Source organism: Mesorhizobium sp. AA23, assembly GCF_001672435.1.
GTDB lineage: Bacteria > Pseudomonadota > Alphaproteobacteria > Rhizobiales > Rhizobiaceae > Mesorhizobium.
The window spans coordinates 322,112-343,542 of record NZ_LYTP01000001.1 but is presented as its reverse complement, the minus strand read 5'-3'; the positions used below and the strand labels follow the sequence as shown (position 1 = coordinate 343,542).

At 64.5% G+C, this 21,431-nt stretch carries 23 protein-coding genes and 1 tRNA gene; 12 read left to right on the top strand and 12 right to left on the bottom strand.

All coding sequences use genetic code 11. The features are described from left to right. Nucleotides 1-110: 110 nt before the first annotated feature. The gene (locus A9K66_RS01595) at nucleotides 111-701 is read right to left on the bottom strand and encodes a YqaA family protein (protein ID WP_066990147.1); all 591 of its coding nucleotides are present in this window, start codon (nucleotides 699-701) and stop codon (nucleotides 111-113) included. A 265-nt stretch (nucleotides 702-966) separates the two neighbouring features. Between A9K66_RS01595 and A9K66_RS01590 the strand changes: the two genes are divergently transcribed. After that, a tRNA-Leu gene (locus tag A9K66_RS01590) sits at nucleotides 967-1,051 on the top strand. A gap of 96 nt (nucleotides 1,052-1,147) precedes the next feature. On the opposite strand, the gene A9K66_RS01585 is transcribed toward A9K66_RS01590, so the two are convergent. From A9K66_RS01585 to secA, 8 genes are all read right to left on the bottom strand, one after another. Next, nucleotides 1,148-2,344, bottom strand: a complete 1,197-nt coding sequence (locus tag A9K66_RS01585; RefSeq protein ID WP_082953633.1) for an MFS transporter — start codon at nucleotides 2,342-2,344, stop codon at nucleotides 1,148-1,150. A 14-nt stretch (nucleotides 2,345-2,358) separates the two neighbouring features. Then, nucleotides 2,359-3,747 (bottom strand): FAD-dependent oxidoreductase, encoded by a 1,389-nt coding sequence (locus tag A9K66_RS01580; protein ID WP_067319644.1) that lies wholly within the window; start codon nucleotides 3,745-3,747, stop codon nucleotides 2,359-2,361. Nucleotides 3,748-3,800: 53 nt separating this feature from the next. Then, entirely contained in the window at nucleotides 3,801-4,121 is a 321-nt protein-coding gene (locus A9K66_RS01575) for a metalloregulator ArsR/SmtB family transcription factor (RefSeq protein WP_066990141.1), read from the bottom strand. Between the two features lie 174 nt (nucleotides 4,122-4,295). Continuing rightward, the gene (locus A9K66_RS30970) at nucleotides 4,296-4,781 is read right to left on the bottom strand and encodes a YncE family protein (protein ID WP_245307352.1); all 486 of its coding nucleotides are present in this window, start codon (nucleotides 4,779-4,781) and stop codon (nucleotides 4,296-4,298) included. Further along, nucleotides 4,717-5,451 carry a YncE family protein gene (locus tag A9K66_RS30965; RefSeq protein WP_245307351.1) on the bottom strand — a complete coding sequence of 245 codons (735 nt, stop codon included), beginning with the start codon at nucleotides 5,449-5,451 and terminating at the stop codon, nucleotides 4,717-4,719. Before A9K66_RS30965 ends, A9K66_RS30970 begins: the two co-directional genes overlap by 65 nt. Before the next feature lie 70 nt (nucleotides 5,452-5,521). Then, nucleotides 5,522-6,802, bottom strand: coding sequence for a GNAT family N-acetyltransferase (locus A9K66_RS01565; RefSeq protein WP_067319080.1), 1,281 nt, complete (start codon nucleotides 6,800-6,802; stop codon nucleotides 5,522-5,524). Continuing rightward, nucleotides 6,802-8,205, bottom strand: a complete 1,404-nt coding sequence (locus tag A9K66_RS01560; protein ID WP_067319078.1) for a lipopolysaccharide biosynthesis protein — start codon at nucleotides 8,203-8,205, stop codon at nucleotides 6,802-6,804. The genes A9K66_RS01565 and A9K66_RS01560 overlap by 1 nt, the downstream gene beginning before the upstream one ends. A gap of 122 nt (nucleotides 8,206-8,327) precedes the next feature. Next, complete coding sequence (secA, locus tag A9K66_RS01555; RefSeq protein WP_067319076.1) at nucleotides 8,328-11,060, bottom strand: preprotein translocase subunit SecA; 2,733 nt, start codon at nucleotides 11,058-11,060, stop codon at nucleotides 8,328-8,330. A gap of 263 nt (nucleotides 11,061-11,323) precedes the next feature. On the opposite strand from secA, the gene A9K66_RS01550 reads away from it, so the two are divergent. The 6 genes from A9K66_RS01550 (at nucleotide 11,324) to A9K66_RS01525 (ending at nucleotide 15,652) form a co-directional block, all read left to right on the top strand. Next, a complete protein-coding gene (locus tag A9K66_RS01550; RefSeq protein WP_066990127.1) occupies nucleotides 11,324-12,241 on the top strand; it encodes a peptidylprolyl isomerase in 918 nt (305 codons plus the stop codon). A 177-nt stretch (nucleotides 12,242-12,418) separates the two neighbouring features. Beyond that, nucleotides 12,419-13,660: a bifunctional glutamate N-acetyltransferase/amino-acid acetyltransferase ArgJ gene (argJ, locus tag A9K66_RS01545; protein WP_067319074.1), complete on the top strand. Its 1,242-nt coding sequence runs from the start codon at nucleotides 12,419-12,421 to the stop codon at nucleotides 13,658-13,660. Further along, entirely contained in the window at nucleotides 13,660-14,439 is a 780-nt protein-coding gene (locus A9K66_RS01540) for a GNAT family N-acetyltransferase (protein WP_197507428.1), read from the top strand. Before argJ ends, A9K66_RS01540 begins: the two co-directional genes overlap by 1 nt. Next, complete coding sequence (locus A9K66_RS01535) at nucleotides 14,436-14,858, top strand: (deoxy)nucleoside triphosphate pyrophosphohydrolase (protein WP_066990121.1); 423 nt, start codon at nucleotides 14,436-14,438, stop codon at nucleotides 14,856-14,858. The genes A9K66_RS01540 and A9K66_RS01535 overlap by 4 nt, the downstream gene beginning before the upstream one ends. Before the next feature lie 182 nt (nucleotides 14,859-15,040). Further along, nucleotides 15,041-15,358 carry a hypothetical protein gene (locus tag A9K66_RS01530; protein WP_067319072.1) on the top strand — a complete coding sequence of 106 codons (318 nt, stop codon included), beginning with the start codon at nucleotides 15,041-15,043 and terminating at the stop codon, nucleotides 15,356-15,358. A 105-nt stretch (nucleotides 15,359-15,463) separates the two neighbouring features. After that, nucleotides 15,464-15,652 carry a Flp family type IVb pilin gene (locus tag A9K66_RS01525; protein ID WP_082953632.1) on the top strand — a complete coding sequence of 63 codons (189 nt, stop codon included), beginning with the start codon at nucleotides 15,464-15,466 and terminating at the stop codon, nucleotides 15,650-15,652. A 30-nt stretch (nucleotides 15,653-15,682) separates the two neighbouring features. Here the strand turns inward: A9K66_RS01525 and A9K66_RS01520 are convergent, their stop codons facing one another. Further along, a complete protein-coding gene (locus A9K66_RS01520; RefSeq protein WP_067319070.1) occupies nucleotides 15,683-16,555 on the bottom strand; it encodes a methyltransferase domain-containing protein in 873 nt (290 codons plus the stop codon). A gap of 64 nt (nucleotides 16,556-16,619) precedes the next feature. Here A9K66_RS01520 and A9K66_RS01515 point away from each other — a divergent pair, with 64 nt between their 5' ends. From A9K66_RS01515 to A9K66_RS01500, 4 genes are all read left to right on the top strand, one after another. Beyond that, a complete protein-coding gene (locus A9K66_RS01515) occupies nucleotides 16,620-17,420 on the top strand; it encodes a ComF family protein (protein ID WP_067319068.1) in 801 nt (266 codons plus the stop codon). Nucleotides 17,421-17,496: 76 nt separating this feature from the next. Next, entirely contained in the window at nucleotides 17,497-17,766 is a 270-nt protein-coding gene (gene grxC / locus A9K66_RS01510) for a glutaredoxin 3 (RefSeq protein ID WP_066990112.1), read from the top strand. A 2-nt stretch (nucleotides 17,767-17,768) separates the two neighbouring features. Continuing rightward, entirely contained in the window at nucleotides 17,769-18,629 is an 861-nt protein-coding gene (locus A9K66_RS01505) for a carbon-nitrogen hydrolase family protein (RefSeq protein ID WP_067319066.1), read from the top strand. Beyond that, complete coding sequence (locus A9K66_RS01500) at nucleotides 18,626-19,051, top strand: DUF1178 family protein (protein ID WP_067319064.1); 426 nt, start codon at nucleotides 18,626-18,628, stop codon at nucleotides 19,049-19,051. Before A9K66_RS01505 ends, A9K66_RS01500 begins: the two co-directional genes overlap by 4 nt. Here A9K66_RS01500 and A9K66_RS01495 read toward each other — a convergent pair. Continuing rightward, a complete protein-coding gene (locus A9K66_RS01495) occupies nucleotides 19,014-19,529 on the bottom strand; it encodes a MarR family transcriptional regulator (RefSeq protein WP_067319062.1) in 516 nt (171 codons plus the stop codon). The two genes, A9K66_RS01500 and A9K66_RS01495, sit on opposite strands and share 38 nt — an antisense overlap. Before the next feature lie 101 nt (nucleotides 19,530-19,630). Here A9K66_RS01495 and A9K66_RS01490 point away from each other — a divergent pair, with 101 nt between their 5' ends. Then, nucleotides 19,631-20,545: a DMT family transporter gene (locus A9K66_RS01490; RefSeq protein ID WP_067319059.1), complete on the top strand. Its 915-nt coding sequence runs from the start codon at nucleotides 19,631-19,633 to the stop codon at nucleotides 20,543-20,545. A 17-nt stretch (nucleotides 20,546-20,562) separates the two neighbouring features. Here the strand turns inward: A9K66_RS01490 and ubiG are convergent, their stop codons facing one another. Next, nucleotides 20,563-21,312, bottom strand: coding sequence for a bifunctional 2-polyprenyl-6-hydroxyphenol methylase/3-demethylubiquinol 3-O-methyltransferase UbiG (ubiG, locus tag A9K66_RS01485; protein WP_067319640.1), 750 nt, complete (start codon nucleotides 21,310-21,312; stop codon nucleotides 20,563-20,565). Between the last annotated feature and the right edge of the window lie 119 nt (nucleotides 21,313-21,431).

The following is a 21,431-nucleotide window of genomic DNA, read 5'->3' as shown; positions in this document are numbered from 1 at the left end:
CTTGGCACCTAAAGCGCGTCGCGCAGAAATGAATTCAGGCGCCGCGCTTGAGTCTTGTTTCGATGCATGTCGTTCTCCCAAAACCGCTGCGCACTTTTGGGCGACATGCATTATCCGTGAGCGTATCTGACCGCGATATAGAGCAAAATAAGGGCAGCGGCGCCGGCGCTGACGATCATGCCCAGCCGTTTCTCGATGAACTCCCTGATCGACTCGCCGTAGCGGCGCAGCAGCCAGGCAAGCAGCAGAAAACGGGCGCCGCGCGCAACGATCGCCAGCCCGATGAACAGCAGGAGGTTGACGCCGATGACGCCCGACAGAATCGTCACGACCTTGATCGGCGGCAAATGCGCCGCGCCCGAGGTGATCAGCATCAGGACGATGAAGCCGACGCCGGATGAGGTGCGCAGCTGCTCGAACTCGTCATACTTGCCGTAGAATTCCAGAATCGGCTTGGCGACTGCCTCGTAGGCGTAGTGGCCGATGAACCAGCCGGCGACGCCGCCGAGCACCGAGGCCACCGTTGCCACCAGCGCGTAGCGATAGGCGCGCTCCGGCTTGGACAGCGCCATGGGCAGATAGAGCACGTCGGCCGGCACCAGAAAGACGGAGCTTTCGACGAAGGCGATGAAGGCCAGCCACCATTCGGCCGATTTCCTTGCCGCCAGGGACATGGTCCAGTCGTAAAGTCCGCGAAGCATCGGCTCTCCTGAAAAGCGCGCAGTGGTTTTGGACACCGGGTGGCAGGAAGACAAGGTTTCAAAGCGCCGCATCCACCCTTTGGGATCCGAGGCGCTTCAACGCATCCCCTGTCTAGAAAGATTTTCCGCGCCGCACAATGGCGGCACCTGCACGAGACTGAAAGGCATGGCCGGGTGCAGGCAGCGCCTGCAAATCGGCAACAGGCCAGTTGACGAAAGCCCGTCCGCCCGTATAGTCCGCGCCCATCCAGGCCGCCCGGCCTGAGCCCCTATGGCGGAATTGGTAGACGCGCTCGACTCAAAATCGAGTTCCGCAAGGAGTGCTGGTTCGATCCCGGCTAGGGGCACCAATTGGTCTCTTTGACATCAACCAGGCAGTTGCCGAAGTGACGGAGGTTCATGGGCTGGCCAACCACTTCACAGGGCTACCGGCCGGTTACAAAGCATCACTGCGCCTGTACCTCTAAGGTTCGACGACGGAAGATCAGCCAGCCAAGGCTACACGCCAGTCCGACGTTCAGCAGCGCCAAGCCAGCGAGAGCTGCTAGAGTGCCGTGAGCGCCCACATGCTCCAACAATAGCGCTCCGACAGACGGCGCTGCTGCTTGAGCGATCAAGCTGGGCATGGCAAGTCGCCCCATCAGTCTCGCGTATCCCGACGGACCGAACAGAGCGAGCGGCAGCGTGCCTCGCGCTATCGTTTCGAGGCCGATGCCTGCACCGTAGAACGCCAGCGCCACAGGCACCACCGGAACCCCGGCCCAGAGCGCACCAATGCCGATGGCGACGAAGCTCACCGACGCGAACTTGGTCCAGATGGGATGATGGTAGCGGGCGATGATCATCTCGACGGCACGCGCCGACACCTGAGCGGGGCCGACCAGTGCCCCGAGCCCAACGGCAGCGGCGAGCGCCATGCCGCTGGCCTGCAAGATGGTGAGGAGATGAACCGACACAGTCGACGAAATGACCGCCGCCAAGGTCAGCGTGGCCAGGACGACCATGATCGGAACTGAGGCCGGCTGAACTGGGGTGCCAACCTGCTCCTTTCCCGGCCGATCTGTGACGCTCGGCAGCGGTATCCCACGCGGCAACATTCCGAGATACAGAGGCAGGGCGAAGAACAACTGGACCGAAGCATAGACGAGGCATGTGCCGCGCCAGCCCGTCTCGCCCATCAGGAAGGCCGAGATCGGCCAACAGAACGTGCTGGCGAAGCCGCCGAACAGCGAAAGGGTTGTGATGGCCGAGCGCGCGCTATGCCCGTAGAGCCGGCCGAGGGTCGCGAAAGCGGCATCGTACAAGCCCGCCCCCATTCCAAGCCCAACAACGAGCCACGCTGCGATGTAGGCGGCAAGGTTCGGCGAGGCAGCGAGCCCGATCTGGCCGATGCCGATGCAGCCGGCGCTGAACGCAAGAACGTTCCGGCCGCCGTGGCGCTCAATGGACGAGCCGACGCGAGGTGAGATCAGTCCGGCGACGAGCAGGCCAAGCGACAATCCACCCACGACCCAAGGCAGCGGCCAGCCGATGTCGGCGGCGACCTTTGGTGCAATCACCGCCGGCAGGTAATAGGTGGACCCCCAGGCCATGATTTGGGTCAGGCCGAGGACGGTGATGATCGTTCGGCGACTGCGTTCCATCGGGCGTGGTGCGATTAGGCTGCCACCCCGCACCCGCAGCCACCCTTGCCAGCGGCCTTCGCTTCAGCATCGGCGACACAACAGGCGGCAGCCTCTGAAGAAGCGGGACCACCACAGCATCCGCCAGCGGTCGCGCGTATGGTCGACTGGGGAACCGTGCAGACGCCGGTTTCGGGTAGCACCAGTTGCACCGCATCCGCAGCCGCCATGTCGCCAGCGAGGGCTGCCGCGACCGATCGCACCTGTTCATACCCGGTCAGCAGCAAGAAGGTCGGGGCGCGGCCGTAGCTCTTAACGCCGACAGTGTAGAAGTCGGGCTCGGGGTGGCTCAGTTCGCGATAACCGTGCGGGGGAACATCGCCGCAGGAGTGCTCGTTGGGGTCGATCAGAGGCCCCAGCGCCTTTACGCCCTCAAGCCATGGGTCAAGATCAAGCCTAAGCTCGCGCGTAAGGGACAGATCGGGCCGCTGGCCGGTCGCCGCGATGATGCAGTCGAAAGGCCCGAGAGTTTGTAGGCCATCCTTCGTTTGACCTTCGACTGCCAGGCGGCCGTTTGAGCGGCGGATGGCCAGCGTTGCGAACCCAGTGACGAGCTTTGTGCGCCCGCTCTCCGCAAGTTCGCGAACGTCAGAACCAAGCTCGCCACGGGCCGGCAGTTGATCCAAGTCTCCGCCGCTGTAAATGCGAACCAGATCGGTCCCGCGTGTCGCCCAGACAAAAGTGGTTCCCGGCTCAACCGCAGCCAGCCTATCGAGATCGAGCAGGGCATTGGCGGCCGAATGACCCGAACCGACAACAAGCGTGGCGCGGCCGGCATAAAGGGTGCGGTCGCGGCCGAGAATGTCGGGAATGCCATAGGCAATCTTGTCTGCGAACTCCGCTTCGCCCTCCGCCGGGACACCACCGGCCCCAAGTGGATTTGGCGTCTGCCACGTGCCTGAGGCGTCAATGACGGCTCGTGCACTGTCGCGCCTGATGCCTTCCCTGGTTTCGACCACCAGCATGAACGGTCGCGCCTTTCGATCTTTGCTCAAGACCTTGTCTGCGCCCCAGCGCGAAACAGCAATCACGCGTGCACTGGTTTCGATGGACGAGGAGAGTTCAGGGAGCCTTGCTAGCGGCTCGAGGTAGCGGGCAATCAGTTCATCAGCGGTGGGGAACGCCTCGGGCTTGGGCATCGTCCAGCCGCTCTCCTCAAGACGCTTTCGGGACGCCTGATCAACACAGTAGCGCCAAGGCGTGAACACCCGGACATGGCCCCAGTCCTTGAGATTTGTGCCGATGCCAACGCCGGCCTCATAGACCTTCACCTGGAGCCCCCTTTGGATGAGCTGGACGGCAGCCGCCAAGCCGACCGGGCCGGCTCCGATGACGGCGACAGGGAGGGCGTCAGGGTCGTTCATCGACATTTTTTCCATCCTTCCGGGATCATCGAAATACGATGCAAAAAAAGAGGCTATGCCGCCGCGTCGCTCTCCGTCGCGCCGCAAGCTGCGTCAGCACAGCACTCGTCAGCCAGGAAGCCGATCAAGTCGCGCATGATAGGATAGTTGGCCCGGCAGATGAGGGTCGTCGCCTGACGCTCCTGCGTCACGAGGCCGGTCAGAATGAGGCGATGCAGGTGATGGGACAGCGTCGAGGCCGCGATACCAAGGGTGTCCTGCAAGTACCCCACCGGCCGGCCAGCTTCGCCGGCTCTGACCAGTGTGCGATAGAGCTTGAGCCGTGTCGGGTTGCCGATGGCTTCGAGCTGTTTTGCGGCTTGTTCGAGTTTCATGGAAATAGACTGCACCCTCCGCCGCCGCCGGTCAACTCCTATTTCGAAAATGATCGAAATACGGTCTGACGAGTTCCAAGTTCATCGGCAGCGAGCCGTCGCGGAAGGTCGGCGGACATGGTGACAAGGCTCCATTGAGATTGAGGTCGTCAGCATGTGCAGGTCACCGACACCCTACCGCATATTCCCCGTATGCCCCTGCGAGTATCGCCCCGGCTGCGGCCACACCGTCAGGCCGTGCGGCTCGACGCCGACGCGGATCTTCGTGACAGCGCCCGACGTCGTGTCGATCATATAGACCTCGCTGTCGAAGCGGCCGGAGAGCCAGAGCTGCTTGCCGTCGGCGCTGACATTGCCCATGTCGGGGCTGCCGCCGCCGGGGATCGGCCATTGGGCGACGACCGAGCGGGTCGCGAAGTCGATCACCGTCACGCTGCCCGGCCCGTCGGCGCGGCCCTGTTCCATTTTGTGCGAGCCGCGGTTCGAGACATAGAGCCGCTTGCCGTCGCGGCTAACGACGAAGCCGTGCGCGCCAATGCCCGTCGGAATGAAGCCGATCTCCTTGAAGCTGTCGCCATCGATCAGGAAGACGCCGTCATTCATCATGTCGGCGACGTAGAAGACCTTGCCGTCGGGCGAGAGCCTTATGTCCTGCGGCATGCCCATCTTCGACAGGTCGAGATGGCCGAGCACCTTGCGGTTCTTCAGGTCGATCTTGGCCAGTCCGCCGTCGCCATATTCGCAGGTGAAGATCGCATAGGAATTGTCGGCCGCGAAATCGGCATGGTTTGATGCCGGGGCAGGCCGGCGTCGGGATGACGGCTTGCAGCGCCATGGTCCGCCGATCGCGCAGATCGAGCCGCCTCAGGGCCTCGTCGACGATGATGGCGGCGCTGCCGTCCGGCATGAAATACATGTTGTAAGGGTCGTCGACCGGCACCTGCTTGCCGGGCTTTCCGGTCGTCGGGTCGATCGGCGTCAGGCTGCCGTTCTTGCCGGTGCCGTTATTGGCCACCCAAAGCGTCTTCAGGTCCCAGGAAGGAACGACGTGCTGCGGCTTGCTGCCGACCGCAAACCTGTCGACCTCCTTCAGCGTCGCCGGGTCGATGACGGAAACGCTGTTCGAGGAACGGTTGGGCACATAGACGCGCGGCAACGCAGCTGCCGCGGCTGGAGCCATATGGCCGGCGGTGGTGTGGCTGTAGATGTCGACGGGCGCAGGCTCGGAGCAATCCTCGGGGCAGGACTCGGCGAAGGCTCGCGCCGGGAGCATGGCGAGCAGGACAAGCGGCGCACAGAGGCGGGCGAAGCGCAGGAAGGTTTCGAACATCTGGATTGCTTTGTGAAGAGGCAGGCCGGATCCGGCCGCCGGATGCCATAGCCGGTGTGCGGCCTTTCAGCTAGCGCCTTTTCAAGAGGCTCCGCATGCGATTGCGCAGGAGCCGCGCCATGTTGCGGGTCTCGCGGTAGAGATGGAGCTGCGAGGCCGCCTGGCGGGCCGGCCGGTCGGCGTCGGGCGTCAGGCCGACCACCAGCGTGCCCATCGGCTTGCGCTCCGTCCAAAGGCGACTCATCACCGGATGGTCGGGCACCGCGCAGGAATCGGTCGTGGCGACATTGGGATCATCGAGATGCTGCTTGGTCACCTCGATCATCAGCAGCGTGCCCGGCGAATAGGCCGAGAGCGTCTCGTCATAAGCCGTCTTCCAGGTGTAGGCGACGCCCGCTTCGACGAAGACGACGAGAGAAGCGATCGTGCGGCCGTCGAGCGTCAGTGTGTGGATGCGGCACATGTCGTGCTCGGCGAGCCTGTGCACCGCCTCGCGGGCGAAGGCGGCGCGGTAGCGGTCGATCGCCATGGCCGTGCGCTCGCGGCCCTTCCAGCCGGCCGCCTCCAGTGTCAGGAAGCTTTCGATGGCGTGGCGGATCTCTTCCGGTCCGCGCGCCACCACATGGTCCAGCTTGCCGAGGCCGGCGAGACGCCGCTTCAGCCGGCGGAATTCACGGTAGTGATGCGCGCGCAACGAGGCCTTGAGGTAGTCGTCGCCGTCGGCTTCGCTTTCCAGCACGGGGCGCTCGACCTTGCCGGTGACGACCAGGGTCAGGCCGCGGCTGTCGGCAAAGGAGGTGAGCAGGCTCGCCACCGGGCCGTCCAGCTTGATGTCGGGGAGCACAAAGACCTTCGGCAATTTGAGATGCGGCCTGGACAGCATCGAGAAGAAATCCTCGATGACGCCGACCGGATCGTCACGATCGACCAGCGGCGTGCCGAGCGGGCCGAACGGGCTCGACCATGTGCGCATGACCGGGACGCCGAGCGGAATTGCGGGGCGCTCGACCGAGAACGGCACAAGGAGGCGCAGCCGGTTGCGGAACTCGTCGCCGTCGCGGATCACCGCCAGCCGCACTTCGCGGTCCTCGAGCCTCGGCATGGCCGGCGCCAGGAAGCGCGGGTTGAAGAAGACGTTGGGCTCGATCGTGCGGGCGCTAAGATAGTCGAGCTCCTCGACTAGGTCGAAGCCGGCCGAGGCGGGATAGATCGCGAGCTTGCGCTCCGGCCGGTTGTTGGCGAACAGCTCGATATGGGCGGGATCGGCCTCCCTCACGAGGCCGGCAAGGCCCGACACCATGGCGCCGGCGGGCCCGCCGCTGGTCTCTTCAAGCAGCGGAATGGCGGCCATCAGGCGACTTCCTTGTTTGCGGGCACGAAAATCGCCATGACGATGCCGAGCTTGCGCCAGACGGTGAAGGACAGCGCGCCGGCCTCGAAGACCATGGCGAGGCTGGTGGCGATCGCCGCGCCCCAGAGGCCGAAGTGCGGGATCAGGACGACATTGAGAGCGATGTTTAGGGCGAGCGTCATGGCATAGACGGCGGCGCAGATGTTCTGGTTGCCGCTCATGGTGAGCAGGCTTTCGCAGGGGCCGACGGCGCCGCGCGCGACGACGCCAAAGACCAGCAGGAAAAGCAGCGGATAGCCGGCGGTGAATTCGGGGCCGAACAGCACCAGCATCGGCTCGCCGAGCGCCAGCACCAGCAGCGCCATCGCAAGCGAGGGCCAGAAGGTCCAGGAGACGGTCTCGCGGGCGAAGGCGGCGAGCCTTTCCGGCTCGCCATGGGTGAATTGCGCATAGCGCTGGGCAACGCCCGCCTTGACGGCGAAATAGACGAAATGCACCAGAGCCAGCGTTTTCACGGTGGCGAAATAGACGGCGACGTCATTGGGCTCGAGATAGGCGCCGACCATCAGCACGTCGGCATTGGTGAGCAGGAAGAAAAAACTCTCGACCAGGAAGATCGGCAGCGAGACCAGGAACCACCGGCCGAAATGCACGGTCATCGGCCCGGCCGGGATCTGCTTGTCCATGCGCGAGGTGACGCCCATCAGCTGGCCGAGCGTCGTGGCATAGGTGGCGGCGATCGAGGCGAAGATCGCGGTCTTGGCATCCGGCACGTAGTGCATGGCGAGCATAAGCGCCATGAACACCAGGATCAGCACCGGCCGCACCAGATAGGTCGGCGACAGCGCGAACAGCGCCCATGAGTTCGCCCGCGCCAGTCCCTGCAGGAGGTCGCCCATCGCGATCATCGGCAGGCAGATGACGCCGAGGATGAAGGGAATGACGTAGTAGTTCTCGATCCAGGGCGAGGCGAGCCACACGCCGAGCGCACCCAGCCCCGCGATCACCGTCGAGGCGACAAGCACGAACAGCCGGCTCGCCAGCACGATGCCGCGCAGCTCGGCGAGCATGCCGCGCTCGCGATATTCGGGAATGAAACGGATGACCGAGGTGTGGAAGCCGAGGCAGGCGAGATTGCCGACGATGACCATCGTTACCCAGACCAGCACGAAGATGCCGTATTCGAAGGAGCCCATCCAGCGTGCCATCAGCACCTGGCTGACGAAGGCGATGACCGCGCTGACGATGCGGATGGTGAATGCGATCAGCGACATGCGGCCGGCTTCGCCGCGTTCGTCGGCGCTGAACAGCACGGCGTCGATGCGGCCAAGCAGCGGCCCCATGCGCAGCGCCCAGCGCTGCGGCAAGAACCGCCCGGCAGTCGTCGCCGCGGAAAAGCGCACCCCGAATACTCTCCGTTTTCCGCCTGTTTCCAAGGTTTCGGTGTATGCGAAACACATTAAGAAACGGTTGGGTGGAGGGCTTCCTTCTCCCCGTCATATCCGGGAAGAAGAAGTGAAGGGGATCAGGCGAAGGCGCCGTGGCAGTGCTTGTATTTCTTGCCGGAGCCGCACGGGCAGGCCTCGTTGCGGCCGACCTTGCCCCAAGTCGCGGGATTCTTCGGATCGCGATTTTCGGGTGCCACCATGGCATGGGATTCCTGGCGGACCAACAACGCCGTCTCGCCGCCCTGGAAGTCGTCCTCGCCGGTGGTGCCGTCGATATGGCTGCCGAACATATCCGGCGCCGACGGCGGCGGCGCTTCAGCCGCCTGGCGGACCAGCTCGACGCGCATCAGCTGCGCGGTCACGGCCTGGCGCAGATTGCCGAGCATGCCCTGGAACAGCTCGAAGGCCTCGCCCTTGTATTCCTGCAGCGGATCGCGCTGGGCATAGCCGCGGAAGCCCACGACCGAACGCAGATGGTCGAGGTTGACGATGTGCTCGCGCCACAGATGGTCGAGCGTCTGCAGCACGACCGAACGCTCGACATAGCTCATGACGTCGGCGCCGAAGCGCTGGGCGCGTTCCTTGGCGGCTGCCTCGGCGGCGGCCGAGATGCGCTCGCGGATGTCGTCCTCGGCGATGCCCTCCTCCTTGACCCAGTCGTCAATCGGCAGGTCGAGATTGAGGTACTGCGCCACTTCCTCCTTCAGGCCGGCGACGTTCCACTGCTCGGCATAGGCGTTTTCCGGGATGTTCTTGGCGACGATTTCCTCGATGACGCCCTCGCGCATTTCGGCGACCGTCTCCGACAGGCCTTCGCCATCCATCAACTCGATGCGCTGCTCGAAAACCACCTTGCGCTGGTCGTTGGAGACGTCATCGTATTTCAGCAGATTCTTGCGGATGTCGAAGTTGCGCGCCTCGACCTTCTTCTGCGCCTTCTCCAGCGCCTTGTTGATCCACGGGTGGATGATGGCCTCGTCTTCCTTGAGGCCGAGCTTCTGCAGCATGCCGTCCATGCGCTCGGAGCCGAAGATGCGCATCAGATCGTCCTGCAGCGACAGGAAGAATTTCGAACGGCCAGGATCACCCTGGCGGCCGGAACGTCCGCGCAGCTGGTTGTCGATGCGGCGCGATTCATGGCGCTCGGTGGCCAAGACGTAGAGTCCGCCGGCGGCCAGCGCCTTTTCCTTCAGCTGCGCGACGTCGCCGCGGATCTGCTGTTCGCGCGCTTCGCGCTCCGGGCCGGCGGGCATATCCGCCAGTTCTTCGGCGATGCGCATGTCGGCATTGCCGCCGAGCTGGATGTCGGTACCGCGTCCAGCCATGTTCGTGGCGATGGTGATGGCGCCGGGCTTGCCGGCCTGGGCGACGATAGCCGCCTCGCGCTCGTGGTGGCGGGCGTTGAGCACCTCGAAATTCTTGACGCCTTCCTTGCGCAGGCGCTCGGCCAGCTGCTCGGATTTCTCGATCGAGGTGGTGCCGACCAGGATCGGCTGACCGCGCTCTCGGGCGTCGCGGATCTCCTTGACGATGGCCTTGTACTTCTCTTCCACCGTCCGGTAGACCTCGTCGTCCTCGTCCCTGCGGGCGACCGGCAGGTTGGTCGGGATCTCGGTGACTTCGAGATTGTAGATGTTGGCGAATTCCTCCGCCTCGGTCAGCGCCGTGCCGGTCATGCCGGCGAGCTTCTTGTAAAGGCGGAAATAGTTCTGGAAGGTGACGGAGGCCAGCGTCTGGTTCTCCGGCTGAATCTGCACATGCTCCTTGGCCTCGAGGGCCTGGTGCAGGCCTTCCGAATAGCGGCGGCCGGGCATCATGCGGCCGGTGAACTCGTCGATGATGACGATCTCGCCGTTGCGCACGATGTAGTCCCTGTCCTTCTGGAACAGCAGGTGCGCCTTCAGCGCATTGTTGACGTGGTGGACGATCGCGACGTTCTCGACGTCGTAGAGCGACTCGCCCTTCAACAGGCCGGCATCGCGCAGCATGTTTTCCAGCTTCTCGGTGCCGTCCTCGGTGAAGATCGTGGTTTTCTGTTTTTCATCGACCTCGTAGTCGGCCGGGCCGAGCTTCAGCATGAAGGCGTCGATGGTGTTGTACATTTCCGAGCGGTCCTCGAGCGGACCGGAAATGATCAGCGGCGTGCGCGCCTCGTCGACCAGGATCGAGTCGACCTCGTCGACGATGGCGTAGGCATGGCCGCGCTGGACCATCTGCGAGCGCTCATACTTCATGTTGTCGCGCAGATAGTCGAAGCCGAGCTCGTTGTTGGTGGCGTAGGTAACGTCGGCGGCGTAGGCCTCGCGGCGCTCGTCGTCGGAGAGGCCATGAACGATGATGCCGACGGTGAGGCCGAGGAACTTGTAGACGCGGCCCATCCATTCGGCGTCGCGCTTGGCAAGATAGTCGTTGACCGTGACGACATGCACGCCCTTGCCGGCGAGGGCGTTGAGATAGACCGGCAAGGTGGCGACCAGCGTCTTGCCCTCACCGGTGCGCATCTCGGCGATGCCGCCATTGTGCAGCACCATGCCGCCGATCAATTGGACATCGAAGGGACGCATGCCGAGAACGCGGCGGGCCGCCTCTCGCACTGTTGCGAAGGCCGGTATCAGCAGGTCGTCGAGCGAGGCGCCATTGGCGAAGTCCTGGCGGAATTTCTCGGTGCGGCCGGCAAGCTCGGCATCGGAGAGCGCCCGCATCTCGTTTTCCAACCCATTGATGGCCTCGACCCGGGGCCTGGTCGCCTTGACTCGGCGGTCGTTGGAAGAGCCGAAAACCTTACGCGCGAGAGCGCCGAGACTGACCATCCAATGGTCCTTTCGATAGCAATTTTAGCCGTTTGCGACAGGCGCCTGGCGGGCCCATCAAATCCGCGTGAATGCGGACAAACGCAAAAAGCGCCCGGAAAACGGTTCTGGACGCCAAGTCGTTGGACAGATAAGAGGGGGCTCAACTGATGTCAACGCCGCGTTAGCCCTATGGGCAGCGCCAAATTCCGCCACAATCGGACTGATCTGGAACCTTCCCGTTCAAGCGATCCTTATCGGCAATCCCCATTGGAGTTATCTTGATGTCCCTGTCGTTCCGCCGCGCGTCGCTCGCCAGCCTTGGCTTGGCCTTCGGGCTCTCGGCTCTTTCGCTGTCGCCGCTGATGGCGCAGGAAACCAAGCCCGCCCAGCCGGGCGCAGCGGCTCCCGCAGCCGCTCCCGTGGATCCCAACGCCGTGGTCGCCACCATCAACGGGGAGAAGCTGACCGAGGCCGACCTCGCGCTGGCCGAAGGCGAGCTGTCGCAGCAGTTCGCGCAGCTGCCGCCGGAACAGCGCCGCGCCGCTGCTCTTTCGGCGGCCATTGAAATCCGCGTCATGGCCAAGAAAGCGGTCGACAGCGGCCTCGACAAGGATGCCGATTTCCTGCGTCGGATGGCCTTCCTGCAGCAGCGCGCCCTGCACGGCGAGGTCGTCGAGAAGGAAGTCGTCGACAAGGTGACGGATGCAGATGTCCGCGCCCGCTACGACCAGGAAATCGCCAACACGCCGCCGGTCAATGAGATCCACGCCCGTCACATCCTCGTGAAGACGAAGGAAGAAGCCGAGGCGATCATCAAGCAGCTCGACGGCGGCGCCGATTTCCAGAAGCTCGCCAACGAGCACACCAGCGACCCGAGCGGCAAGTCGAATGGCGGCGACCTCGGCTGGTTCGGTCCCGGACAGATGGTGCCGGAGTTCGACAAGGCCGCGTTTGCGCTCGATGTCGGCAAGTACAGCAAGGAGCCGGTGCAGTCGCAGTTCGGCTGGCATGTCATCAAGGTCGAGGACAAGCGCGCCAAGCAGCCGCCGGCCTTCGACGACGTAAAGGACCAGGCCAAGCAGGCCGTCATCCGCGACAAGTATTTCGCCATGGTCAAGGAATTGCGCGGCGCCGCCAAGATCGAGATCCCGGACGCGAAGCTGAAGTCGGCGGTCGACACGCTGGAGAGCGGCAAGTAAGCCGGCCAGCCTGAAAGATGCTGCTAAGGGCGCCTTCGGGCGCCCTTTCGCATTTCAGGCGCGCGCTATGCCGCGCACCCCGAGAGAGCCCATCAAGCGCGGCCAGAACGCTCTTGCGCCAGCGCGCGCTATCGGGCAAACCGGCCTCCTATTTGCGTTCTGCCGCTCCGGGGTCACATGTCCGCAACGATTTCGCCGCTCGCACCGAAGAAATATCCCAAGATGCCGGTCATCGAGGGCGTGCGCATCGCTACCGCCGAGGCCGGGATCAAATATCGCAATCGCACCGATCTGCTTGCCATGGTCTTCGATCCCGGAACGGCGGTCGCCGGTGTCTTCACCAAGTCGAAATGCCCCTCGGCGCCGGTCGATTACTGCCGCCAGAACCTGTCCGCCGGCAAGGCGCGTGTGCTGGTGGTGAATTCCGGCAATGCCAACGCCTTCACCGGCAAGAAGGGCCGCGCTTCGACGGCTTTGACCGGCGAGGCGGCGGCGAAGGCCGCCGGATGCTCCGAGAGCGAAGTGTTCCTGGCCTCGACCGGCGTCATCGGCGAGCCGCTCGACACCAACAAATTCAGCCATCTGCTCGCCGGCCTGGTGAAGGACGGCAAGCCGGACCTGTGGACCGAGGCGGCGAAGGCCATCATGACCACGGACACCTATCCGAAGGTGGCGTCCCAGACGGTGAAGCTCGGCGACGCCGACGTCACCATCAACGGCATCGCCAAGGGCGCCGGCATGATCGCGCCCGATATGGCCACGATGCTCTCCTTTATCGCCACCGACGCGCCGATCGCAGCCCCGGTGCTGCAGGATCTGTTGTCGCGCGGCACGGCAAAGACCTTCAACGCGGTCACCGTCGACAGCGACACCTCGACTAGCGACACGCTGCTCTTCTTCGCCACCGGCAAGGCTGGTTCGCGTGGCGCGCCCAAGATCAGCGACCCGAAAGATGCGCGGCTCGGCGCCTTCCGCCGCGCACTCGGCAAGGTGCTGAAGTCGCTGGCGCTGCAGGTGGTGCGCGACGGCGAAGGCGCGCGCAAGCAGGTCGAGGTCACCGTCACCGGCGCCAAATCCGCGCGTTCGGCCAAGCGCGTCGCGCTTTCGATCGCCAACTCGCCGCTGGTCAAGACGGCGGTCGCCGGCGAGGACGCCAATTGGGGCCGCGTCGTCATGGCCGTCGGCAAGGCCGGCGAGCCGGCCGACCGCGACCGGCTGTCGATCTGGTTCGGCGACAACCGGCTGGCGCATGAGGGCGAGCGCGATCCGGCTTACTCGGAAGAAGCGACCTCGGCCTATATGAAGCGCGACGACATCCGCATCCGCGCCGACCTCGGCATCGGCCGCGGCAAGGCGACGGTGTGGACCTGCGACCTCACCAAGGAATATGTCGCCATCAATGGCGACTACCGGAGCTGATGGCACCGGTGTCGACGCATCCGGCAAGCGTGCTCGCGATCGTGCGCCGCTACGAGGCGGCGGGCTTTCGCGCCTGGCCGGCGGCGGCCGTTCACTATGACGGGACATGGTTGGTGCGGCTGACGGCGGGCCATCCGGCGAAGCGCCTGAATTCGGTCAATCCGCTCGATCCCGGCGACACGCATGCCATTGCCGAACGCATCGTGCGCGCCAGCCGTCGCTTCGAGGCTTACGGCCGGCCGCTGACCTTTCGTATGTCGCCGCTTTCGGGGCAGGTGCTGTCGACGCATCTCGACGATGCAGGCTGGAGCCGGTTCGACGAATCGGTGGTGATGCGTCTGCCGCTCAAGGAGGCGCAACTCGACGCCGCGATGGACCAGATTCCGCTGAAAGACATCAGCCGCTTCATCGGCGCGGCGATCAGGACGAACGGCTCGGACGCCTCGCTGCGAGCCGGCCTCTCGGAAGTCATCGGCGCAATCCAGCCTGAGGCGGGGCTGTTTGCGCTCGAGGACGGCAATGAGCCGCTGGCAACGCTGATCTGCGTCCACGACGGCGATCTCGCCGGCGTGTTCGAGGTCGCCACCGAAAAATCGGCGCGCAAAAAGGGCCACGGCCGCAACCTCATCCTGTCGGCGCTGAAATGGGCCAGGCTGCGCGGCGCGCGCGAAGCATGGCTGCAGGTAGAAGCCGGCAATGTTGCGGCGCTGTCGCTCTACCGGTCGCTCGGCTTCGAGGAAGTCTATCGCTACCATTATCGCCGGCGGCCGGACGCATGAGCGAGATCACGCCAGCTGGAAAGCGCCTGCTTCTTGTCGCGGCCTGCGCGCTGGTGGACGCCGACCGACGCGTGCTTCTGGCGCAGCGTCCCGAGGGCAAGCAGCTGGCCGGCCTTTGGGAGTTTCCGGGCGGCAAGGTCGAGCCAGGCGAGACGCCCGAGGAATGCCTGGTGCGCGAGCTGCATGAGGAGCTCGGTATCGAGACCGAGATCCCCTGCCTGGCGCCGCTCACCTTCGCCAGCCACAGCTATGACCATTTCCACCTGCTGATGCCGCTCTACATCTGCCGGCGCTTCCGCGGCATTGCGCAGCCGAGGGAAGGGCAGGGGCTGAAATGGGTCAGGCCGCGCCAGATGCGCGACTACCCGATGCCGCCGGCGGACGCGCCGCTGATCCAGTTCCTCATCGATCTCTTGTGATCGTCACAGCCGCTTCGGCGTTTCCACCAAAATGCTGATTTGGCGACCTGCGGCCGGAATTGCTCCAAGCTGCCGTTTGCTCCGTCTGCTTTAGGCAGCGTTAATGGAAGATTTATCTCGACATGGAAAATTGACGCGAATCGTCCGCGCGGCGGCATGCCGATTTTGATTGGAGCCAATCCATGAGCCTCGACAGAGAATGGGACTCGATCCGGCCCGACCGCGCTTTCCGCGCCGCCGATGCCGGCATGGGTATCTTGCGGATCACCCTGCTTTTCGGGTCGGCCGCGGTGGCGCTGGCTCTGATCGCGACGCCTTTCCTGGACAGCCAGTTGCGTCCGCAGGGCGCGCGCGAGAGTTTGACCGGCGGACTCGACCTAAGCAGCACCGGTTCGATCGGTCGCCGCGATACCTACACCCTGCGGCGAAGCGTGCTGCAGCCGCTGCCAAGTTCCGTTTGCGTAATCCGCAACGATGGCAGCCGCTACGGCGAGTGCTAATTGGTTAATAAATTCAGCAAGAAACCGCTATTTCACCGCCCGTTAAGCTTTTGCCGTTAACCTTTCTTAACGGGTAGGCGCTATGGTTCCCGCCAAGAGGGATCGATGACCATGAAAAACCTGCTGCAGCAATTCATAGAAGATGAATCGGGCGCCACGGCCATCGAATATGGCCTGATCGTTGCCGTGCTGTCGCTTGTAATCGTCGGCGGCGTCGGCAAGGCCGCCGACGCGATCCAGTGGCTGTTCTCCGACAACAACAGCAGGCTTGCCAACGCCTTTGCCCAGCACTGACCGCATCGGTCAGACCGCGGCGCGCATCGGTCAGTGCCCCGTCGGCTTCTCGAGGATCGTCTTCAGCGAGACCTTGGCCGAGCCAGGCTTCAGCGGTTTCTGCTGTGAGGCGTCGGGCGCCCAGCCGGACATCCACACGATCGAAAAGCTTGCCCGGATGCGGCCGTCCGGGTCGGAAAACCGATCAGCATAAATTTCGGCGGCGCGGGCGAACAGCCGCCGGGTGGCGGGACGCCGGCTGCGGTCCAAAAGCGGGCTGGTCTCGCCCATGGCGCGCAGGTCGGCGGCAAGTCCGAACAGCGAATCGTAGCGCACCGTGACCGTCTCCACGTCGGCGACCGGCAGCGCCAGGCCGGCACGCTGCAGCAGCGCGCCGGCGTCGCGCACATCGGTGAACGGCAGGACGCGAGGGCTCGCGCCACCGTAAAGCTCGGTCTCGGCGGCAAGCAGGCTCTCGCGCAACTCGGAAAGCGTGCCGGCACCGGCCAAAGCGCCGAGGAACAGTCCGTCGGGCTTCAGCGCGCGGCGGATCTGCGCCAGCACGCCGGGGATGTCGTTCATCGCCTGCAGCGATAGCAGCGAGACGACAAGATCGAGGCTCTCGGCCTCGAACGGCACGGTCTCCGCCGGGGCGACGATGCCGGCTTCTCCGGCAAGGAAGGCACCGTCTGTTTCCACGCGCACTGTGTCGGCCACCTTGCCGCTGCCGGCGAGCACCCTGGTCGCGGCCGATGTCTGGCAAAACAGCGCCGCCGCCTTGCCGAATTTGCGCTCGACGGCGCCCAGCCGGTCGGCAAGGTCCTCTGCTGCCCGCCGTATCAGGAAATCGGCTCCGTCGACCGGGTGCATCAGCGCCCGGCGCTTGTGCGCAAGCCAGAGCTCCGTGTCAATCAAAGGCTGCAATGGGTTATTCCTGTTGTCGGCGCATGCCGGACCGATGCTATGGTGGCGCGGGGTTTCGCTTCACGTGGCCGATCCGGTGCGCAAGATCAAGACCATTGCGATGAAGGACATGGCGCGGCAGGCTCTGGGCTGGCCGGCGCGCCTGTTGTTTCCGCCGGTCTGTGCCGGCTGCCGCCGCCACGTCTCGCAGCCTGGCGTGCTGTGCGGCGCCTGCTGGCCGAAGCTTCGGCTGCTGGAGAAGCCTTGGTGTCCGGTTATGGGCACGCCGTTTACGCATGACATGGGCGACGGTTTTCTTTCCGCCGAAGCGATTGCCGATCCGCCGCCTTTCGAGCGGGCGCGGGCGGCGGTCGTCTATTCAGGGGTCGCGCGCCAGATGGTGCAAGGGCTGAAATACCAGGATCGCACCGATCTCGCGCCCTGGATGGCGCGCTGGATGATGCGCGCCGGCGCCGAACTGATCGCTGAAGCCGATGTCGTGGTCCCGGTGCCGCTGCATTGGCGACGCTTCTTCCGGCGGCAGTTCAACCAGTCGGCGGAGCTGGCACGGGCGGTTTCGAAGCTGAGCGGCCTGCCTTTCGCGCCGGCTGCGGTGAGGCGCGTAAAACTCACCCGCCAGCAGGTCGGGCTGGAGCGGCACGAACGCGAGGAGAATGTGCGCGCCGCCTTCCGCGTCCCGCCCGAGGCGGAAATCGAGATCGCCGGCCGAAGGGTGCTCGTCATCGACGACGTCTTCACCACCGGCGCCACCGTGCGGTCGGTGGCCAAGGCGCTGAAGAAAGGCGGCGCCGGAGCGGTCGACGTGCTGACCTTTGCCCGCGTCCTGCCGGGGGACTTCCGGGCCGATGAGTCTGCAACTATATAGGGCTTAAGTTGTTGTTTTGGTGCATGTCGCTTTCGCATAACCGCTGGGCGATGGGCGCAGGCAGGATTGCTGATCGATGGTTGATGTGACGATCTATACCCGGATGATGTGCGGCTATTGCACCGCAGCCAAGCGGTTGCTCGAGCGCAAGGGTGTAGCCTATACCGAGCATGACGCGTCGTTCTCGCCGGAATTGCGCCAGGAAATGATTTCGCGGGCGCATGGGCGCACCACTTTTCCGCAGATTTTCATCGGCGACACGCATGTCGGCGGCTGCGACGACCTCCATGAATTGGAGTCCGAGGGCCGGCTGGACGTGTTGCTTGCCAACGGGGCGAGGGTTTGATCATGAGCGTTTTCAAGGCGGCGGCGGTGCAGATGCGTTCGGGCACCAGCCCGGAGCGCAACGCGGCCGACATGGAAAAGCTGGTCCGCGAGGCCGCACAGCAGGGCGCCACCTACGTGCAGACGCCGGAAATGACCGGCGCGCTCATCCGCGACAAACAGGCTGGTGCCGCCGCTTTCACCAGCGAAGACAAGGATGTCGTCGTTTCGACGGCGCGGAAACTTGCGCAGGAACTCGGCATTTTCCTGCATGTCGGCTCGACGGCCATCCTGCGCGCCGACGGCAAGCTCGCCAATCGGGCGTTCCTGTTCGCGCCCGACGGCGCCATGATCACCAACTACGACAAGATCCACATGTTCGATGTCGACCTCGACAACGGCGAGAGCTGGCGCGAATCCGCCTCTTACGAGCCGGGAACAGAGGGCGTCGTCACCGAGATCAACGGCGTGAAGCTGGGCTTCGCCGTCTGCTACGACCTGCGCTTCCCGCAGCTATTCCGTGCCGAAGCGCTGGCGGGGGCTCAGGTGCTTTCGGTGCCTGCGGCCTTCACCCGCCAGACCGGCGAGGCGCACTGGCACGTGCTGCTCAGGGCACGCGCGATCGAGAACGGCGCCTATCTCATCGCGGCCGCGCAGGGCGGCCTGCACGAGGACGGCCGCGAGACTTACGGCCATTCGCTGATCGTCGATCCGTGGGGACGCATCATCGCCGAGGCCTCGCATGATGAGCCCGCAGTGATCGTCGCCGAGATCGACCCGGCGCAGTCGGCTGCGGCGCGTCGCAAGATTCCCAATCTCAAGAACGCGCGGGATTTCACCGTCAATGCCGGCGAGGCGCCGCGTCTCAGGGGTGCAGCCTCTTGATCCGCTTTTCGCTCATCTGTGAACACGAGCACGAATTCGAAGCCTGGTTCCGCAGCAATGACGACTTCGGCACGCAGAAGAAACGCGGCTTTATCGATTGCCCGATCTGCGGCTCGCACAAGGTCGAGAAGGCGCTGATGGCGCCGGCGGTCTCCACCTCACGCAAGCAGGAGAAGATGGCGCTGGCCATGGGCGACGCGCAGAAACAGGCGCTGGCACAGCTCAAGGCGCTCGCCGACAAGGTGCGGGAGAATGCCGACTATGTCGGCGACAAGTTCGCCGAGGAAGCGCGCAAGATCCATTTCGGCGAGACCGATCCGCGCGGCATTTATGGCGAGGCTACGCCGGACGAGGCGAAAAGCCTCGCCGAGGACGGCGTCGAATTCATGCCGATCCCGAGCTTTCCGGAGGACCGGAACTAAGAGTTCCGATCAGCTTTTTCAGCAGTGTCGCGAGCATTTTCCGGTCCTCTGGCGCCAAACCGGCGAGGATTTCATGCTCATTCGCGACGTGGGCGGTAAGTGCCTCGTCGATGAGTTCGAGGCCTTTCGAGGTGAGTTGCACCACAACGCCGCGGCGATCGCCGGGATGCGGCGCGCGCTGGATCAGGCCCGCCTTTTCCAGCCGGTCCAGCCGGGCGGTCATGGCTCCGGAGGTGACCATCGTCGCCTCGTAGAGCTCGGTCGGCGTCAACGCGTGAGGCGCGCCGGAGCGGCGAAGCGTGGCCAATACGTCGAATTCGCCCTGTTGCAGGCCGAAACGGGCAAACACTGGCGCGAGGTGGTCACGGGCGATCAGCAAAGATGCTTCATTCAACCGCCCGATCACTCCCATCGGCGAGACGTCGAGATCCGGCCGTTCCTTGCGCCATTGCTCCATCGCTCTTGCCGCACGGTCCATGTGCCTCACCGTAAAGTATCTTGATATTGAGAATCTTTCGCTATATTATCCCAAGTTGCAGCGGCCGCCAAGCTTGGCCGCGTAGCCACAGGATCACGCAGATGAAATTGCTCTGGGACTCCGCACTGGGTCTTCTGATCGTCACCGGCGGATTGCTCGGCATGACGCTCCCCTTCGGCAAGCTGGCAACGGCGGCCGGCGCCCCGGCAATGGTCTGGGCTTTCGTGATCTCGTTCGGCGCCGGCGGCGTGTTGCTCACAACGCTTCTGCTGCTAGGTCAGCGCATCCGGCTCACGGCGCACAAGCTGCGTTATTTCTTCATCACCGCAGCCATCTCCTACGCTCTTCCTAACTTGCTGATGTTCTCGGCCATCCCGCATCTCGGCGCGGGTTACACGGGCATCATGTTCACGCTGTCGCCGGTCATCACGCTGGTGTTCTCGATCCTGCTTGGGGTGCGGCGACCGAACCTGCTCGGCATCATCGGCATTATCGTTGGTTTTATCGGCGCGGTGATGGTCGCGCTGACGCGTGGGGAGGCCGGCCAGCCGGCCGAATATTTCTGGGTGGCGGTCGGCCTTCTCATCCCCGTCAGCCTCGCCGCCGGCAACATCTACCGCACCATCGACTGGCCCGAGGACACCGGTCCGATCGAGCTCGCCGTTGGCAGCCATCTGGCGTCGGCAACCTTGCTTCTCATCGGCATCCTGACGCTGCTCGGCTGGCAGGCATTTGCTCCGCTCGGCGGCGTGCCGCTGGTGGTCGCCGCACAGGTGGCGTCGGCTTCGGCGATGTTTGCCTGCTTCTTCCGGCTGCAGGCGGTCGGCGGGCCGGTCTATCTCAGCCAGATCGGCTATGTGGCGGCGGCGGTCGGGCTCTTTGCCGGCACGATCTTCCTCGGCGAGCATTATCAGCTTCTGACCTGGCTGGGCGCGGCCATCATCACCGCCGGCGTGCTCATCACCACCAAGGCGCAGAGCCAGCCAAGCCCGAAGCTGCAAAGCCAGGCGGCGTAAACGCTTCAGTTGGCCGCTTAGACCGAGGCTTTTTCGGCCAGCACCATGTAGTTGACGTCCATGTCCCTGGATTTCTGCCAGCGGTCGGCCAACGGATGATAGATCACGCCGGTCCGGTCGACGATGGTCAGCCCCGCCGCGCCAAGCGCCTTTGCCAACTCCTCCGGCCGCACCAGCTTGCCGAACTGATGCGTGCCGCGCGGCAGCCAGCGCAGAACATATTCGGCGCCGATGATGGCAAGACCAAGCGCCTTCAGCGTGCGGTTGATGGTGGCGACGAACATGATGCCGCCGGGCCGGACCATCTCACTGCATTTGGCGACGAAGAGATCGACATCGGCGACATGCTCGACCACCTCCATGTTGAGGATGACGTCGAATGTCTCGCCGGCGTCGGCCAGCGCCTCGGCCGTGGTGACGCGATAGTCGACATTTACGCCGGCTTCGGCCGCGTGCAGCTTAGCGACCTCGATGTTGGTGGCCGAGGCGTCGGCACCGACCACTTCCGCGCCAAGCCGCGCCATCGGTTCGCATAAGAGCCCGCCGCCGCAGCCGATGTCGAGGAAGCGCAGCCCCTCGAATGGCCTTGCCGCGCGCGGATCGCGGCCGAAGCGCGCCGCCACCTGGTCGCGGATATAGGCAAGCCGCACAGGGTTGAACTTGTGCAGCGGCCGGAACTTGCCGTTCGGGTTCCACCATTCGGCGGCAAGGGCGGAGAAGCGTTCGACTTCTCCGGCATCTATGGTTGATCGGCGGGGCTCAGGCATGGGGCGGGTCTCCTCGAACGCCAGCAAGTCGGGGAACGCTAGGAAGTCGGGTCCCCGGCAGCGAAAGTCAAGGCAGGTTTTTCCGTTGCCGCTAACCAGCCGCAGCGGGACGAGGGACA

What these genes read in the sequence shown, in the direction of transcription:
- A9K66_RS01595 (WP_066990147.1), bottom strand. Translation starts at nt 701, where the DNA reads ATGCTTCGCGGACTTTACGACTGGACCATGTCCCTGGCGGCAAGGAAA.
- A9K66_RS01585 (WP_082953633.1), bottom strand. Translation starts at nt 2,344, where the DNA reads ATGGAACGCAGTCGCCGAACGATCATCACCGTCCTCGGCCTGACCCAA.
- A9K66_RS01580 (WP_067319644.1), bottom strand. Translation starts at nt 3,747, where the DNA reads ATGAACGACCCTGACGCCCTCCCTGTCGCCGTCATCGGAGCCGGCCCG.
- A9K66_RS01575 (WP_066990141.1), bottom strand. Translation starts at nt 4,121, where the DNA reads ATGAAACTCGAACAAGCCGCAAAACAGCTCGAAGCCATCGGCAACCCG.
- A9K66_RS30970 (WP_245307352.1), bottom strand. Translation starts at nt 4,781, where the DNA reads ATGCCGCAGGACATAAGGCTCTCGCCCGACGGCAAGGTCTTCTACGTC.
- A9K66_RS30965 (WP_245307351.1), bottom strand. Translation starts at nt 5,451, where the DNA reads ATGTTCGAAACCTTCCTGCGCTTCGCCCGCCTCTGTGCGCCGCTTGTC.
- A9K66_RS01565 (WP_067319080.1), bottom strand. Translation starts at nt 6,802, where the DNA reads ATGGCCGCCATTCCGCTGCTTGAAGAGACCAGCGGCGGGCCCGCCGGC.
- secA (WP_067319076.1), bottom strand. Translation starts at nt 11,060, where the DNA reads ATGGTCAGTCTCGGCGCTCTCGCGCGTAAGGTTTTCGGCTCTTCCAAC.
- A9K66_RS01550 (WP_066990127.1), top strand. Translation starts at nt 11,324, where the DNA reads ATGTCCCTGTCGTTCCGCCGCGCGTCGCTCGCCAGCCTTGGCTTGGCC.
- argJ (WP_067319074.1), top strand. Translation starts at nt 12,419, where the DNA reads ATGTCCGCAACGATTTCGCCGCTCGCACCGAAGAAATATCCCAAGATG.
- A9K66_RS01540 (WP_197507428.1), top strand. Translation starts at nt 13,660, where the DNA reads ATGGCACCGGTGTCGACGCATCCGGCAAGCGTGCTCGCGATCGTGCGC.
- A9K66_RS01535 (WP_066990121.1), top strand. Translation starts at nt 14,436, where the DNA reads ATGAGCGAGATCACGCCAGCTGGAAAGCGCCTGCTTCTTGTCGCGGCC.
- A9K66_RS01530 (WP_067319072.1), top strand. Translation starts at nt 15,041, where the DNA reads ATGAGCCTCGACAGAGAATGGGACTCGATCCGGCCCGACCGCGCTTTC.
- A9K66_RS01525 (WP_082953632.1), top strand. Translation starts at nt 15,464, where the DNA reads ATGACCATGAAAAACCTGCTGCAGCAATTCATAGAAGATGAATCGGGC.
- grxC (WP_066990112.1), top strand. Translation starts at nt 17,497, where the DNA reads ATGGTTGATGTGACGATCTATACCCGGATGATGTGCGGCTATTGCACC.
- A9K66_RS01505 (WP_067319066.1), top strand. Translation starts at nt 17,769, where the DNA reads ATGAGCGTTTTCAAGGCGGCGGCGGTGCAGATGCGTTCGGGCACCAGC.
- A9K66_RS01495 (WP_067319062.1), bottom strand. Translation starts at nt 19,529, where the DNA reads ATGGACCGTGCGGCAAGAGCGATGGAGCAATGGCGCAAGGAACGGCCG.
- A9K66_RS01490 (WP_067319059.1), top strand. Translation starts at nt 19,631, where the DNA reads ATGAAATTGCTCTGGGACTCCGCACTGGGTCTTCTGATCGTCACCGGC.
- ubiG (WP_067319640.1), bottom strand. Translation starts at nt 21,312, where the DNA reads ATGCCTGAGCCCCGCCGATCAACCATAGATGCCGGAGAAGTCGAACGC.